Consider the following 14,945-nt stretch of genomic DNA (forward strand, 5'->3'; position numbering starts at 1 on the left):
GAAAGGATCGGAACCCCCAGGGAGGCGTGCCAGAGCGGCCGAATGGGACTCACTGCTAATGAGTTGTCCCTTTTACGAGGGACCGGAGGTTCAAATCCTCTCGCCTCCGCCAAGCCGGTGATTTTGACCGGCGGGTTAGAAATGATAGAAAGTACGACGGCAAGACACGCAAGATCAGCAAGACAATAGAACATGCGCCCGTAGCTCAACGGATAGAGCACTTGACTACGGATCAAGAGGTTAGGGGTTCGAATCCCTTCGGGCGCACAAGAAAGAAGGCCACGGACTCACAGTCCGTGGCCTTCTTTTTGTTTTGGCGCGTTCGTAATCTTGGAATGTGCGTGACGTCACCCCGGCGGATTTCGATCCCCGCGACCTATGCTTTCTCCGGAGCAACCGCGCGAACCGAGGAGAACCGTTGGAGACCGTCGACAGTCGGACGCTCCCCGTTTACTCGGCCGGGGCGGTCGAGGTGCCCTTCGTCATCGCGGGCATGGACGAACTCGTTTCCCGCGAGACCCGGTGGGAAGCGCACTCGCATCCGACCCACGAGTTGTTGTGGAACGAGCGGGGAGCGTCGACCGCCACGGTGGGATCGCGCACGTGGACCATTACGCCGACCGTAGGTCTGTGGATGCCCGCCGGCGTCCTGCACTCGGCGATCGCGCCGGCCGGCACCTGGTATCGGGCCGCTCAGCTCGACATCGCATCGGTTCCTTCTCTGTCCGACGTGCCGGTGGCGATCGAGGTCACTCCGCTGCTGCGGAACCTCCTCGAGCGACTGGCAGACGAGTCACTCGGAGCTCCTTCGCGCTCGCTCACGGAGCAGATGGTGATCGACGTGCTGGCACCGTCGCCGAACGAGTTGCTGGTGCTGGTGCCGGACTCGCCACTTCTGCAACCCATCGTCGATGCGATCGGTGACGATCCGAGTGACATGCGAACGCTGTCCGACTGGGCAAGGCTCCTCGGTGTCAGCCCGCGAACCATCACCCGGGTATTTCGGTCGGAGACCGGGATGAGTTTCGGGCAGTGGGTCTCGGCTGTGCGCGCCCAACGAGCGGTGACCCTTCTTGCCCACGGCTTGGATCTACAAGAGGTTGCCGAGCGTGTGGGCTACCACTCGACCAGCGCATTCGGGGCGGCATTCCGGCGCACTACAGGCGCTACACCAGGGATGTTCCGGGCTAGCTGATCGGCCATCACACCTTGTCTCGATCGCTACACGGGGTGTCCCAAACACGCGATTGCGCCACATTGCCCTCCCGTATACGGTTTAGGCAAACCTCACCTAAGTGCCTGATTGAGCCGGGTTGAGGGCCGTACCCCTTCTCGAGAGAGTTCTGTTTTCATGCGTTCAAAACGCTTCTTGGCGGTGGCCGCAGCAGCGGTCGCAGTCGCCCTCGGCATGACAGCTTGCAGTTCCGACTCCTCGGAGACCGCCGACGGCGGCAGCGCCGGAAGCGGATCCAGCTCCTTCCCTGTCACGATCGAGCACGCTTTCGGAACTACGACGATCGACGCCAAGCCGGAGCGAGTTGCCACCGTTGCCTGGGCCAATCACGAAGTGCCCCTTGCTCTCGGCGTGGTTCCCGTCGGAATGGCAGCGGCGACTTTCGGTGACGACAACGGCAACGGAATGCTGCCGTGGGTCGAGGAAAAGCTCGACGAACTCGGCGCGAAGCCGCCGGTGCTCTTCGACGAGACCGACGGCATCGACTTCGAAGCCGTCTCCGATACGAACCCCGACGTCATTCTTGCCGCGTACTCCGGGTTGACGCAGGAGGATTACGACACCCTCAGCGAGATTGCTCCGGTCGTGGCATACCCCGAGGGGCCGTGGGCGACGTCGTGGCGCGACGTCATCAAGTTCAACAGCATGGGCTTGGGTATGGAATCCGAAGGGCAGGAACTGATCTCCACCATCGAAAAGGAGATCGCCGACGAGGTTGCCTCGCATCCGCAGCTTGCCGGCAAGGCAACCATGTTCCTGACGCACGTCGACACCGCTGATCTGAGCCAGGTCAGCTTCTACACGGCGAACGACACGCGCGCCGCGTTCTTCGAGGACCTCGGACTTTCGACGCCGAAGAGCGTTGCCGACGCCTCGACGGGTGGTGAGTTCTCGAAGAAGGTCAGTGCGGAGCGTGTGGACGTCTTCGACGACGTCGAACTGATCGTCACCTACGGTGACCAGGCACTTGTCGACGCACTCAAGGCTGACCCGCTGCTCTCGCAGATGCCTGCCGTCGCCAACAACTCGATCGTGTTCCTCAATGGGACCGGGCCGATGGGAACGGCGGCCAACCCGACTCCACTCGCAATTTCGTGGGTACTCGGCGACTACGTCGATCTGCTCGCCGGGGCTGCTGGAAAGTCGGAGTGACTGTAACCTCGCAGGATTCGACGTCGGGCGCTCGCGATACGCGGCGTCCGACGTTCGGCAATTCGCTGTGGCTGATCGCCCTTCTCGTTGTCCTCGCGGTGCTCATGTGCGCTTCGATCGTCATCGGCTCTCGTGAGGTCGACTGGTCCGATATCGTTGCCGCACTAGGCGGTTCAACGGACAACATCGGTCAGGGTGCGATTGCCAAGCGCATTCCGCGGACGGTGCTCGCGATCATCGTGGGTGCTGCGCTCGGTCTTTCCGGCGCAGTGATGCAGGGGATTACCCGAAACCCTTTGGCGGATCCCGGAATCTTGGGCGTCAACATGGGAGCTTCGCTCGCAGTGGTGATCGGAATGGCGTGGTTCGGTCTGTGGACCCAGACCAGCATGATTTGGGTGGCCATACTCGGTGCAGCCGGGGCGGCGTTGTTCGTCTACGTAGTCGGGTCACTCGGGCGAGGTGGAGCCACGCCACTCAAGTTGGCTCTCGCCGGGGCCGCAACATCGGCTGCGTTTGCCTCGTTCATCACCGCGATCATGCTGCCGCGTAATGATATTGCTGGCAACATTCGTTCGTGGCAGATCGGCGGCGTCGGAGGTGCGAGCTTCGAGGTGATCCGACAGGGTCTGCCTTTCCTCATTGTCGGCTTCGTGATCTGTCTGCTGTCAGCGCGTAGTCTCAACTCTCTTGCGCTCGGCGACGAGGTTGCGTCAGGTCTCGGCGAACGCGTCGCGGTGGTTCGTGCAGTGGCAGCGCTCGGTGCAGTGCTGCTCTGCGGTGCAGCCACTGCCATCGCGGGACCGATCGGCTTCGTCGGTTTGGTTGTCCCGCATCTGTGCCGGTTGCTGATCGGTATCGACAACCGTTGGCTACTACCGTTTTCTGCGCTGACAGGTGCCGCCCTTCTGGTCGCCGCCGACATTCTCGGACGAATTGTCGCGCGGCCGAGCGAAATCGACGTCGGCATCATCACGGCGCTCATCGGAGCGCCCTTCTTCATCTACATCGTCCGCCGTCAGAAGATACGTGAGCTGTGACCACTACATTCGTTACTCCCGAAGTCGAGGTCGATGCAGTCGGAGCAAGCCGTATCCGACGAGGTAGGCGACGCCGCATCGTGATTGCCGTGCTAGCGGCCCTCGTCGTCGCCTCGTTCGCGGTCACGTTGATGGTAGGAAAAACCTTCTACCCGCCGTCGGATGTGCTTCGTGTCGTGTTGGGGGAGAACGTACCTGGTGCCTCGTTCACCGTCGGCCGCCTCCGGCTGCCTCGCGCTGTCCTCGCTGTGGTCGCCGGAATCTGTTTCGGCTTGGGCGGCATCACGTTCCAGACGATGCTGCGCAATCCGCTCGCGAGTCCCGACATCATCGGAATCAGCTCCGGTGCAAGCGCTGCAGCAGCTTTCGCGATCATCTCGCTTTCGCTCGGCGGCTCGCAGGTCTCGATCTTCGCCATCGCTGTCGGTCTGGGCATCGCAGTCTTGATCTACGTTCTGTCTTTCCGGGACGGTGTGGCGGGCACTCGGCTGATTCTGATCGGTATCGGCATCGCCGCGATGCTCGACAGTGTCACTGCCTACCTGCTCAGTACCGCCGCCGCGTGGGATCTGCAGGAGACGATGCGTTGGCTCACCGGCAGTCTCAACGGTGCCAACTGGGGCTCGACGGTTCCCGTGCTCCTGGCGCTGGTCGTGCTCGGGCCGGTGCTGCTGAGCCAATCGCGCAACCTTTCGACCATCCAGCTCGGTGACGACGCAGCGCAAGCACTCGGCGTCAGAGTGGAGCGAACGCGCATTCTGTCGATCATTGCGGCCGTCGGACTCATCGCCTTTGCCACTGCCGCTGCGGGCCCCATCGCCTTCGTGGCGTTTCTCTCCGGCCCAATCGCCGCCCGCATCGTCGGTCCGGGAACTTCACTGCTCATACCGTCGGCGCTGGTCGGAGCGCTACTGGTACTTGTCGCCGATTTCTGCGGACAGTATGCCTTCGGCACCCGCTACCCCGTCGGCGTGGTGACCGGCGCGCTGGGAGCGCCGTATCTCGTCTACCTCATCATTCGTTCCAACCGCACGGGAGGTTCGCTGTGACCGAATCCCATACTCTGACTGTCGAAAACCTCGAACTCGGTTACGGAGGACGGACCGTCGTCGAATCGCTCGACCTCGGCGTGCCACCGGGAAAGATCACGACCATCGTCGGGGCAAACGCCTGCGGCAAGTCGACCCTGCTCCGGTCGATGTCGCGTCTGCTCGCGCCGCGTAGTGGCCACGTTCTGTTGGACGGCAAGGATGTTCATCGTCTGCCGGCGAAGAAGCTGGCCCGCACGCTCGGTCTGCTGCCGCAGTCACCGATCGCGCCGGAAGGGATAGTTGTCGCCGATCTCGTCGGCCGTGGTCGTCATCCACATCAGCGGGTGCTCTCGAGGTGGAGCCGCGAGGACGATGCAGCTGTCGCCGAGGCGCTTGCGGCAACGGACACAACCGAATTGGCCGAACGATCGGTGGACGAGCTTTCCGGTGGTCAGCGCCAACGTGTGTGGATTGCGATGGCGCTCGCCCAACAAACCGATCTGCTTCTTCTCGACGAGCCGACCACCTTCCTGGACGTGAGCCATCAAGTGGAGGTGCTGGACCTGCTGACCGACCTGAACCGGACTCGGGGTACAACGATTGTCATGGTTCTGCACGATCTCAACCTTGCTGCCCGCTATGCCGACTACCTCGTTGCCATGGCTGATCGCCGGGTCTACGTGGCGGGTGATCCAGGCGAGGTGCTCACCAGCGACAACGTCCGTACCGTGTTCGGCCTGGACAGCCGAATCATCCCCGACCCCATCTCGGGTAAGCCGTTGGTGTTGCCGCTCGGGCGCCACCACGTCCTCGACGACGTGTTGACGTGACGGCGTCGAACGCCCCGGCCGGGCGGATCGAATCCGTGGAACAACTCAATGCGATTCTCGGACAGCCGCATCCGTCGATCATGGAGAAGCACACCGACTACACAACGCCGTTGATTCGTGAATTCATCGAGCAGGCAAGGTTTTTTGTGCTCGCGACGTCCGATGCGGCCGGCAATTGTGATTGCTCGCCGCGTGGGGACTTGATCAGTCAGGTGCTCTTCCCCGACGAGAAGACCCTCGTGCTCCCGGATCGCCCGGGTAATCGGCGTGCCGACTCGTACCGAAACATGATCGAGAATCCTCACGTCGGGATTCTCTTTCTCGCGCCTGGCCACGACGAGATCGTGCGCATCAATGGCGTGGCGACGCTGACGACCGATCCTGATCTGCTGAAGTCGATGGCGATGAACGGCAAGCCGGCGCAGCTTGCGGTGATCGTGCGGATCGACGAGGCATATCTGCACTGCGCGAGAGCGATCCTGCGGGCGAAGTTGTGGGATCCGTCGACGTGGCCCAATTCCGATGACGTACCGAGTCTGCGCGACATGATGGCCGAGCAGCACAGCCTGCGCGTCGATGATCTCGAACCCGCCAGACAAGAGGCGTACCGCAAGCACCTGTACTGAACGCAGATTTGTCACCTATGTCCGATAATGATCCGTGCCTTCAATTGCCTCCTCGCTGTTCTGGATCGCGCTGATCGCGGCCGTCGCGCCGATAGTCGCGGGCCTGATCCCGCGTCGGTTGGTTCCCGAAGTTGTGTTGCTGCTGGTCGCGGGCGCAGTAGTCGGACCGTTCGCCCTCAACATCGCCGCTGACAGTGAAGCAATCGGTATCCTGCGCGAACTCGGACTCGGCATGCTGTTCCTCCTCGCCGGCTACGAGATCGACCGACAGGAACTCAGTGGGCGCGGCGGACGCCGAGCGCTCTACACGTGGCTGTTCTGCCTCGCCCTGGCATTTGCGGTGGTCGCGCTGCTGGGCGTGAGGAACGTGATCTCCGCCGAAGCCGCTGTTGCCATCGCAATGACGTCGACGGCTCTGGGCACGCTGCTGCCGATCCTCAAAGACAACAAACTCCTCGACACGCGCTTGGGCAAGACCGTCCTCAACCACGGGGCTGTCGGCGAGCTCGGGCCGGTCGTTGCGATGGCGGTTCTGCTGAGCGCCCGTGGTGCTGTCCTGTCACTGGTCGTGCTTGCCGTTTTCGCCTTGATCGCCGTCATCGTGGCGGTGCTGCCTGGCAAGCTGATTCATGAAGGCTCGTGGACACATCGGCTGGTGCGGGCAGGAGCGGACACCACTGCGCAGACGACAGTCCGCCTCACCGTTCTGTTGTTGGTCAGCCTCGGAGTGCTGTCGGCAGTGTTTTCGCTCGACGTCATCCTGGGTGCGTTCGCCGCCGGCTTCATTCTGCGGCGGCTGATGCCAGAGGGCGACGAGCGCCTCGAGATCAAGCTCGACGGAATCGCCTTCGGGTTCCTCATCCCGATTTTCTTCATCACCTCCGGCATGGCGATCGACGTCTCGGCAGTCGCCGCGAGTCCCGGCATACTGATTGCGTTTCTGATCCTGATCGTTGTGGTCCGCGGTGTGCCGGTGTTTTTCGTGACGAAATTCGAGAAGGTCGAGCCACCCTTCACCACGCGTGAAAGTGCGCAAGTCGCGCTGTACGGAGCTACCGGTCTACCGATGATCGTGGCTGTCACTGGCGCCGCCGTCGACGCGCATCAGATGTCTTCGGACAACGCGTCAATTCTTGTCGCTGCCGGTGCGATCACCGTTCTACTGCTGCCGATGCTCGCCACTCTGTTGACGAAAAAAGAGAAAGTGTCCTGATTCAGAGATCCAACTGCTCGTCGAGCCAGTCGAACATTCGCTGATCAGTCAGTCGCCTCGCCATGGGCTGACAGTGAAAGTTCGCACCTTCCGCAGCGGTGAAGGGAACCACTGTTGTCGGTCCGCCGGAGAGGGCGGCAAGGCGCTTGGATTGACCCGGCCAGAACTGCTCACCCTCCGGATCAGTGATCAACAGGGGAGTGGAGATCGAGCCGGCGACGTGTTCGAGGTGGTACTTCCGAACTGCGGTGAGAGTGTTGTAATAGCCGTCGGCGAGGTACGGACGCGCTCGGAAACGCCAGATCCGGGCGCTGTCCTTGGAGAATTTCATCCCCAGCCCTATCGCCATGTCGCGGTCGAAGGCCTCCGACTTCTCCTCGTCGAGCAGCTTCTGCATGTTCTTGGGGATGTGGGCGAGCCACGACGCGGCCACGTCCACGACTCCAGGATCGGCGATAGCTGCCGCGATCCGATGCTCGAACGCCAACGACTGGGGCACCCAGTACCCGCCCTGACTGATCCCGTACATCGCCAGCTTCGACGCATCGACGTCCGGCCGGTCCACGAGATAGTCGACGACGGGCGTGATGACGGCTTCCCAGTCGTGACGGAACGGGATGTTGCGCTCGAAGAGCATCGACTGCTGGCCGGGACCGTCGAACATCAACACGTTGTAGCCCCGCTCGAGGGCCCCGGCGCCGCCGCTGCCCCACAACCCGCTGATCGGGCCGTCGCTGCCGTTCACCATGATCAGCGTCGGCCGCCGCACGTCGCCGGGTGGGCGGAAGAAGTACCCGGGCAGGTAGGTGTCCTCGTACGGGATCCGGACGCGTTCGACGGGTTGGGAAGTGGTGTCGACAAAGCGGTCCCACGCTTCGCGGTGACGTTTGAAGGTGGGGACGAGAACGGAGTCGTCACTGAGGCCGTCGACGGCGTTGATCGCCACACCGAAGTACGACGCCGCCCGCAGATACGCGTTGGACGCGCTCCGCGAATGCCCGGCCTCGGCTGACTTATCGGCCTGCCCGAATACCCGTGTTCCGAGGTCGAACCAGGCCTCGTACCAGCCCTCGAGGTCCTTCTCTCCGACATGAGCGATGGCCGAGAGCACCTCGCCGGCATCTGCCGCGCCGTAGGTGGCCAGTCCCAGAACGACTCGTAGCTCGAAGTCGAAGGATTCGTTGCGATAGAAACCAGCCGTGAACGCCTGGTGCGGATGGGCGAAGAACGACGACGCGAGAGACATGGGCACACCTTCGCTAGTTCGGGGCAGCCATTTTCAGTTGTAGTTCCAGGATCGCCCGAATCGCTTGCCGGAAAACCTGTCAGCGCGGCGACGCCGGGAGCCCGGTGGACGGCGGCCTCGACATCGCAAATGCCAGGGTGCACAACCACAACGACATTCCCAGCACCTGCGCACGTTGAGCGATACCCAGTCCGAGATTACCGCCGCCGGAGACCTCAATGCTGTTGGTCGTCAACATCCACACCGTCGCAAGGGAAGTCAGGATCAAAATGGTCAGGCCGGTCGTGCGCAACGACCGGTGTTCGCGATATCTGAACGCTCCCACGGTGAATGCGATCATGGCGGTGAAGATCGCGAACACCGCCACGCTGCTTGTCAATGCGTGAACATGGTGAAGCTGCGGAAGCAGGCCGTCGGGTGCGCTCGACGGGCAGCCCTCGCCCGAGCATTCGAGGGGGAACGACGCGTCGGCGATTGTGGCGATGCCGAACACTGCAAGTGCAATCCAGCCGGTGACGTAGAGCCTGCGCCTGGGCGTGATCAGCAGACCAAGCGCTCCCGAGATCAACATCAAGATCGCGGACAGAACGTCGGCATTGCCGAAGACATCACGGTATTTCTGGTTCTCGGCATCGAGTTCGCTGAGGAACGATGTGACCGGGTCGAGGCCGGTGTCGAGGAAGAATTCGAGAATCCACGACGAGTAGACAATTCCGCCCAGAGCCAGCGCAGCCACCAAACCCCACCGCGCAACGTTGCGTTCCTTCACGAATTCGAGCTTACGGACCGAGCAGGGCTTTCTGGACGCGTTCGGCTGCTACCAGCGGATCTTCGTGCTCCCAGATGCGGATGACGGTCCAACCCTGCTCTGCCAGACGTGCATCGGTGTCGCGGTCTCGAACCACGTTGGCGGCCAACTTGTCCGTCCACCACTGCGCGTTGTTCTTGGGAAACGTCGCATGCTGCGGGCAGCTGTGCCAGAAGCATCCGTCCACGAATACCGCGACTTTTCGGCGTGGAAATACCAGATCAGCGCGTCGGCGAACACCTTTGACCGGCGCCCGGTCCACGAAGTATCGCAGCCCGCGCCGATGAAGCTCGCGTCGAAGTGCGATTTCGGGTTTGGTGTCGCGCCGACGCTGAGCGCTCATCCGAGCGCTGGTGGCAGGATCAGTCGCAGGCACCGTGGTTCTCTCAGCCGTCGGAATCGTCGCTGTCTTCGGGATCGGACCAGGTAGGCGCAAACCTGTTGCGACGCTCCACTTCACCGTGCACGACGGTCACGAAGTCGGTGAACGAAAGCGTCTGAGCGTCGGTGGGGCGGCCGTTGCGTGGCGGCGGTTCGTCGACGTCGAAGAACCGAACCGCACCATCGGGTTCGTAGAGTCCGATGTAGACCTTCTCGAAGAGGTCGTAGCGCGTGTCTTCGGCGCCGAGATCCACCCAGGCCTTTCCCGGAACGCCGACTACCGCGCGCTTGCCCCGGCCCGAGCGCTTCGAGAGCGTCGTGACGTGGTGTGCAAAAGAGGATTTGCCGGTATCGCTGGTCTTGGTCGGGTCCCCGTCGTCGCAGGTGGCGTACGGCTCGAACATGACGGCCACCAACACGCTGTAGGGCTGGCGCTGATGCAGAACCATTGCCTCGCCGCGCAATTCGTGGTCGTTGCGGACGATGTTCTTGGTCCACCGTCCCAGCTTGCCGCTGCGCGGACTGTAGTCCTGGAAGTTGTAGGTCTTGATGGAGACGCAGAGGATCAGACCGAGAGTGGGGTCGAGTGCCTTGACGTCCAAGCGCTTTCGGCCCTTGGCGACATCGACCGTTGCCTCCTGGCCTTCGCCGGACGCCGTCGGAGTGATGTTGGGATACAGCGGACGCAGAGCATCGGCCACAGTCTGTGCCAGTTGATTGGACAGTCGCTGGGCGTAGTTCTTCTTCTCGCCGCGATCGGCATCGGCCGGAGGCTTGTCGCCTGCGAGTTGCAGTGCGCTCCAGAGTGGTTCGTGTTCAGGTTCGGAAAACAGTGTCTCCGGGAACAGGGGCTCCGGTTCAGGAAACAGCGAGTCCGTCATGCCGCGGCCTCGGGATATCCGCCCATCCGCTCGAGATGGCTTTCGACGTCCTCGATGAAACCGGGGATGAACCGAAGATTGCCCATGCGTGCGCGCTTGAGGAAGCCGGCCGTCGCCCGCGCCGACAGCAACCGCGTGTCTTCGAGGAAGCCGCTCAGATCTTCGTAGTCGTACTGCACCGGCCACGTCGACGTGTGTACGCGGAAGGCCTGACGGTTACGGCCCCACGCCGCGCTCGGCCACGCGTCGCCCGGCTCGAGGGGCGTCTCGCCGGCGGCGTCGTATTCGATGGGATCGCTCAACCGGCCGCCGACCCACGACGCCATCCGCACGCTCACGGCATTGCCGACGAGCTTCCATCGGTGGCTGTGGCGAAGGCCGGGGACCTCGACGGACGGCAGCGTCCAGTCGGGATCGAAACCCTGCAAGCGTTCGGCGTCGACGAGACCGGGGGTGACGATCTCGCCGGACGGCAACCGGACTGCCGGTTGGCTGGGGATACCGACGGACGAGCCGCCCTTGAGCGTCGGCACGGCATTGACGGCCCATCCGAGTCCGCGGGTGCCTTCGGTCCAGTAGAAGCCGCACGGGTAGTCCGCGGGATCGCCGCCCAGGCGCTCGCCGGCGTCCTGGCCGAACAGGATTTCGCGAGGATCGTCTGTGCGCGAGGCGAGCATGATGACCCGCTGGCGACGCTGGGGGAGTCCGAAGGCGCGGGCGTCGACCACCCGGTATGCCCAGGTGTATCCGAGGTCTTCGAGGGCGTCGGTGATGTGCCGCATGGCTGCGCCCTTGCCGAGCTGCAGCATGAAGGGGACGTTCTCGATCAACAGCCAGCGCGGGCCTTTCTTGCGCTTGACCAGACGGAACACCTCGTCCACCAGGCCTGAGCGTGCGCCGGTGATGCCTGCGGTCTTGCCGGCCTGAGAGAGGTCCTGGCAGGGGAAACCGGCGGCCACCAATTCGATGTCACTGGGCAGCGCGCGCAGTTTGGTGACGTCACCGTGCAACGGCACGTCTGCGAAACGCGAACGGAGAACTGCCTGGGCGCCGGGATCGATTTCACACAGCAATTCGGTGTTCCACCCATGTTCCGAGAGCCCCAACTCCAGCCCACCGATACCGGCAAACAAACCCACCATGCTCCGCGACGACGTCACAGCACCCTTCCTCACGAACTGACCTAGAAGCACGGTACTCGAGAACTCCGACACCGTTTGCCAACTAATCGGTCCGCGGCGTGATCCTTACGGAGGATCCGTTGTGAAACGCCTTACATCGAGATCTTCGGGACCGATCGAAGTCCCTAAAAGGTCCCTGATCGAAGCAATAACCCGAACCAGCGGTGCTCCCCGCCCGTTCGTCCATTACCGTGGTCGGGTGAGCATCCAACCTTCCGATGACGCGTCCTGGCCCGCGGTATTGACCTGGCAGGCCCACAACGCTCCTCGTATGGAGTCTGTTCGTGTGCAGCTGAACGGAAATCGCATCAAGGCTTCCGGCCGGATCATCGGTGGAGCCTGCAGCGATCACCCGGCATTCAGCGCGTCATACGACCTGGTTACCGACGAGGCCGGCATCACCCGCAGGCTCTCCGTTCGGACTGCCTTGGCTGCCGGTGAGCGTCAGATGTCGATCAGCCGGGACGAAGAAGGCACCTGGATGGTCGAGAACGGCGCGAGCCATCAGCGCTCGGCGTTCGACGGTGCACTCGACGTCGACGTGATCCTCAGCCCGTTCTTCAACACGCTGCCCATCCGCCGCGTCGGCCTGCAGAACGACATCGAAGACGCCGAGGTTCCGGTCGTCTACGTCAACCTTCTCGACCTGCGCGTCGAGGGCGCGACCATCACGTACAGCAGCGGCACCGACGGAATCAGTGTGTTGTCCCCGGTGTCCAGCTCGACGCTGTCCGTCGACACCGAAGGTTTTGTCCTCGACTACCCGGGTCTGGCAACTCGTATCTAGGTTTCGTAGTTCCAGGTTTCGTATCTCTAGGTTGCGGATCGCCGGATGACGCCACCGCGTCGACCGGCGTCTCGCATCCGGTCGATCCAGTCGGGTTCTCCGACGTGAATATCTTCGATGTCCCAACGCTCGTGCGACTGGTATTCGCCGCGCGCAGCGAACCCTGCGTCCACCAATCGTGCTGTCGAGCCGTTGTCGAGCAGATCGGTACGTGCACCCTGCAGGAGGTCGAGCGCTTCGTCCAGCGCGACCAGCAGGGCGTCGCGGTTGCCCTCGCACATCGCCCGCACCAGGCCGGGTGCGCTTCCGGCCACGCGAGTGCCGTCGCGAAATGATCCGGCAGCCAGCCCGAGTGCCAGTTCGCCGCCGGCCGCTCCCGTGATCGCAAGTGTTTCCGCCAGCAGGTGAGGCAAGTGCGAGATACGCGCGACTGCTCGATCGTGCTCCAGAGATTCGGCCGGCACGACCACCGAGCCGCAGTCGAGTGCGAGATCGGCAACCCGCTTCCACACGTCTGCGTCGACGCCCTCGTCGGTTGCCACTACCCACACGGCGTCGACGAACAGATCGGCATCCCCGACCGCCCAACCTGACGCCGAGGTCCCTGCCATCGGATGTCCGCCCACGAACTTGGCGCTCAGACCGGCCCGTTCGACAGCGGCTTTCACTTCACCCTTGACGCTGACGACGTCGGTGATCGGATTGTTCGGCGCATGCGCGGCGATTGCTTCCAAGGTGGCGTCGACGGCAGGCATGGGCACGGCGATCACGATGACGGCACCGCTCTCGTTTGCCCTGCGCAGTGTGGCAACAAGGTCGGTGTCGGCGTCGAAACCGTCGGCTCGGGCGGCGTCGGCGGACTCGACGGAACGGTTGTAACCCCATGCTCGACGGCCGGATCGGACGGCGGCACGAAGTAGCGAACCACCGATCAATCCGAGGCCGAGAACGCAGACTGGTGGGGCGGAATCGATCGCAGACACGAGTTCAGGTTGGCACATCTATGCTCGGACTTCACTCACTGGCACCAGGCGGGCTACCGTTGCGCCATGGGTGCACAGCGCGCGGGTAACAAGAGCGCCTCTTCGAACCAGTCGGAGGAGCTTGAAGGCTTCGGTGTCGCGGTGGTCCGTGAAGAGGGGCGTTGGACGGTCAAAGCACTGACGCCCGACGCGTTGACCTCGCTCTCGGCCGCCGAAACGCAGCTGCGTGAGTTGCGAAGTTCGGGTGCCGTCTTCGGCCTTCTCGACGTCGACGACGAGTTCTTCATCGTGTTGCGTCCGGCCCCGTCCGGCACGCAGTTGCTGATTTCTGACGCGACCGCCGCCATCGACTACGACATCGCAGCCGACGTCCTCGACGCCTTGCACATCGAGATCCCCGACATCGACCCGGACGACCTCGATGATGTCGAGCCCTGGGAAGAGGGAGATCTGTCCGTCCTGGCCGATCTGGGCCTGCCGGAACCCGTACTCGCCGTCATCGCGGCCGAGACCGATCTGTATCCGGACGAGCAGTTGGGGATGATCGCGCAGCGACTCGGGTTCGCATCCGAGTTCGGCGCAGCGCTCGACAAGCTCCCGCGCTAGATGACTCTCGCTGACGATCAGCGCATGATCCGTGCGGCCATCGTGGCTGCACGCTCCGCTTCCGACGCCGACGTACCGGTCGGCGCCGTGGTGTTCGACGCAGACGGCGCCGAGGTTGCTCGCGCTGCCAATGCCAGGGAAGCGTCGTCCGATCCGACTGCGCACGCCGAGATCGTCGCATTGCGTGCTGCCGCGAAAATCTACGGCGACGGCTGGCGTCTGGAAGGTGCGACGCTGGCGGTCACGCTCGAGCCCTGCACGATGTGCGCCGGCGCTCTGGTCCTCGCCCGGGTCTCCCGAGTCGTTTTCGGGGCGTGGGAGCCGAAAACCGGTGCCGTCGGATCATTATGGGACGTAGTTCGAGATAAAAGATTGACCTATCGACCGCAAGTGCGCGGAGGCGTCCTCGAGGACGAATGCGCTGGGCTTTTGGAAGATTTCTTCCGCGAGCAGCGAGCCTGAAATCGCTATTCCCCATCGAGAGTGATCGCACACTCGGGTAGCCGGAACCGGTAAACGAGGGCATGGTGGAGGCAGATGCCGTCAGGGTATCGGCGGATCGTCGGAAGGCGATTCGTTCGCGTTCACGGAGGAGAACTCATGGGAATCGCAGACAAGGCTCAGAACAAGGCCGAAGACCTCGGGGGCAAGGCCAAGGAAGCTGCTGGCAGCGCTACCGGTGACCGGGACCTCGAAAACGAAGGCAAGGGCGACCAGGTGAAATCGGCCGTCAAGGATGCAGGCGAGAAGGTCAAAGACGCCGCGTCCAGCATCAAGGACAAGCTCACGTAATACCGCTCCACCTGGCGATTTCGGTCAGGGGCACTCCATCCGGTAAAGTCACCAGCGGTGGCGTGTCCGAGCGGCCTAAGGAGCACGCCTCGAAAGCGTGTGACGGGTAACCCCCGTCCGAGGGTTCAAATCCCTCCGCCACCGCCAAAGCTCC

General features: G+C 63.0%; 17 protein-coding genes and 3 tRNA genes. 14 read left to right on the forward strand and 6 right to left on the reverse strand.

What is annotated here, in order from left to right; genetic code table 11:
- The first annotated feature begins 20 nt into the window (after positions 1 to 20).
- The 9 genes from ACFQ6H_RS01305 to ACFQ6H_RS01345 all read left to right on the forward strand — a co-directional run bounded on the left by ACFQ6H_RS01305 (position 21) and on the right by ACFQ6H_RS01345 (position 7,126).
- Positions 21 to 112 (forward strand) — tRNA-Ser (locus ACFQ6H_RS01305).
- Between the two features lie 82 nt (positions 113 to 194).
- Positions 195 to 267: transfer RNA gene (locus ACFQ6H_RS01310), tRNA-Arg, on the forward strand.
- Positions 268 to 418: 151 nt separating this feature from the next.
- Positions 419 to 1,195 carry a helix-turn-helix domain-containing protein gene (locus tag ACFQ6H_RS01315; protein WP_378642953.1) on the forward strand — a complete coding sequence of 259 codons (777 nt, stop codon included), beginning with the start codon at positions 419 to 421 and terminating at the stop codon, positions 1,193 to 1,195.
- A gap of 156 nt (positions 1,196 to 1,351) precedes the next feature.
- Positions 1,352 to 2,386, forward strand: a complete 1,035-nt coding sequence (locus tag ACFQ6H_RS01320; RefSeq protein WP_020905853.1) for an iron-siderophore ABC transporter substrate-binding protein — start codon at positions 1,352 to 1,354, stop codon at positions 2,384 to 2,386.
- Positions 2,383 to 3,426, forward strand: coding sequence for a FecCD family ABC transporter permease (locus ACFQ6H_RS01325; protein ID WP_378642959.1), 1,044 nt, complete (start codon positions 2,383 to 2,385; stop codon positions 3,424 to 3,426). The genes ACFQ6H_RS01320 and ACFQ6H_RS01325 overlap by 4 nt, the downstream gene beginning before the upstream one ends.
- Complete coding sequence (locus ACFQ6H_RS01330; protein ID WP_378642964.1) at positions 3,423 to 4,475, forward strand: FecCD family ABC transporter permease; 1,053 nt, start codon at positions 3,423 to 3,425, stop codon at positions 4,473 to 4,475. The genes ACFQ6H_RS01325 and ACFQ6H_RS01330 overlap by 4 nt, the downstream gene beginning before the upstream one ends.
- The gene (locus ACFQ6H_RS01335; protein ID WP_378642968.1) at positions 4,472 to 5,287 is read left to right on the forward strand and encodes an ABC transporter ATP-binding protein; all 816 of its coding nucleotides are present in this window, start codon (positions 4,472 to 4,474) and stop codon (positions 5,285 to 5,287) included. Before ACFQ6H_RS01330 ends, ACFQ6H_RS01335 begins: the two co-directional genes overlap by 4 nt.
- Positions 5,284 to 5,913: a pyridoxamine 5'-phosphate oxidase family protein gene (locus tag ACFQ6H_RS01340; protein WP_378642972.1), complete on the forward strand. Its 630-nt coding sequence runs from the start codon at positions 5,284 to 5,286 to the stop codon at positions 5,911 to 5,913. Before ACFQ6H_RS01335 ends, ACFQ6H_RS01340 begins: the two co-directional genes overlap by 4 nt.
- Positions 5,914 to 5,947: 34 nt before the next feature.
- Entirely contained in the window at positions 5,948 to 7,126 is a 1,179-nt protein-coding gene (locus ACFQ6H_RS01345; RefSeq protein ID WP_378642976.1) for a cation:proton antiporter, read from the forward strand.
- A 1-nt stretch (position 7,127) separates the two neighbouring features.
- On the opposite strand, the gene ACFQ6H_RS01350 is transcribed toward ACFQ6H_RS01345, so the two are convergent.
- The 5 genes from ACFQ6H_RS01350 to ACFQ6H_RS01370 all read right to left on the reverse strand — a co-directional run bounded on the left by ACFQ6H_RS01350 (position 7,128) and on the right by ACFQ6H_RS01370 (position 11,584).
- Positions 7,128 to 8,372, reverse strand: a complete 1,245-nt coding sequence (locus tag ACFQ6H_RS01350) for an alpha/beta hydrolase family protein (RefSeq protein ID WP_378536705.1) — start codon at positions 8,370 to 8,372, stop codon at positions 7,128 to 7,130.
- Positions 8,373 to 8,451: 79 nt separating this feature from the next.
- Positions 8,452 to 9,141, reverse strand: coding sequence for a DUF998 domain-containing protein (locus ACFQ6H_RS01355; RefSeq protein ID WP_029254264.1), 690 nt, complete (start codon positions 9,139 to 9,141; stop codon positions 8,452 to 8,454).
- Positions 9,142 to 9,151: 10 nt separating this feature from the next.
- A complete protein-coding gene (locus tag ACFQ6H_RS01360; RefSeq protein ID WP_019746481.1) occupies positions 9,152 to 9,556 on the reverse strand; it encodes a very short patch repair endonuclease in 405 nt (134 codons plus the stop codon).
- Positions 9,557 to 9,566: 10 nt separating this feature from the next.
- Entirely contained in the window at positions 9,567 to 10,442 is an 876-nt protein-coding gene (locus tag ACFQ6H_RS01365) for a hypothetical protein (RefSeq protein ID WP_378536708.1), read from the reverse strand.
- The gene (locus tag ACFQ6H_RS01370) at positions 10,439 to 11,584 is read right to left on the reverse strand and encodes a DNA cytosine methyltransferase (protein WP_030535749.1); all 1,146 of its coding nucleotides are present in this window, start codon (positions 11,582 to 11,584) and stop codon (positions 10,439 to 10,441) included. The genes ACFQ6H_RS01365 and ACFQ6H_RS01370 overlap by 4 nt, the downstream gene beginning before the upstream one ends.
- Positions 11,585 to 11,822: 238 nt before the next feature.
- On the opposite strand from ACFQ6H_RS01370, the gene ACFQ6H_RS01375 reads away from it, so the two are divergent.
- Positions 11,823 to 12,410: a putative glycolipid-binding domain-containing protein gene (locus ACFQ6H_RS01375; RefSeq protein ID WP_378536711.1), complete on the forward strand. Its 588-nt coding sequence runs from the start codon at positions 11,823 to 11,825 to the stop codon at positions 12,408 to 12,410.
- Positions 12,411 to 12,436: 26 nt separating this feature from the next.
- Here the strand turns inward: ACFQ6H_RS01375 and ACFQ6H_RS01380 are convergent, their stop codons facing one another.
- Entirely contained in the window at positions 12,437 to 13,411 is a 975-nt protein-coding gene (locus ACFQ6H_RS01380) for a prephenate dehydrogenase (RefSeq protein WP_378642981.1), read from the reverse strand.
- Positions 13,412 to 13,459: 48 nt separating this feature from the next.
- Between ACFQ6H_RS01380 and ACFQ6H_RS01385 the strand changes: the two genes are divergently transcribed.
- From ACFQ6H_RS01385 to ACFQ6H_RS01400, 4 genes are all read left to right on the forward strand, one after another.
- Positions 13,460 to 13,999 (forward strand): tRNA adenosine deaminase-associated protein, encoded by a 540-nt coding sequence (locus ACFQ6H_RS01385; protein ID WP_003943823.1) that lies wholly within the window; start codon positions 13,460 to 13,462, stop codon positions 13,997 to 13,999.
- On the forward strand, positions 14,000 to 14,461 hold the full coding sequence (locus ACFQ6H_RS01390; protein WP_378536714.1) for a nucleoside deaminase: 462 nt from the start codon (positions 14,000 to 14,002) through the stop codon (positions 14,459 to 14,461). It abuts the gene before it with no gap.
- Between the two features lie 138 nt (positions 14,462 to 14,599).
- A complete protein-coding gene (locus ACFQ6H_RS01395; RefSeq protein ID WP_003943869.1) occupies positions 14,600 to 14,791 on the forward strand; it encodes a CsbD family protein in 192 nt (63 codons plus the stop codon).
- 56 nt (positions 14,792 to 14,847) lie between these two features.
- Positions 14,848 to 14,938, forward strand: a tRNA-Ser gene (locus ACFQ6H_RS01400).
- Positions 14,939 to 14,945 lie beyond the last annotated feature (7 nt).

Source organism: Rhodococcus sp. NPDC056506 (assembly GCF_042794945.1).
Taxonomy (GTDB): Bacteria; Actinomycetota; Actinomycetes; order Mycobacteriales; family Mycobacteriaceae; genus Rhodococcus_F.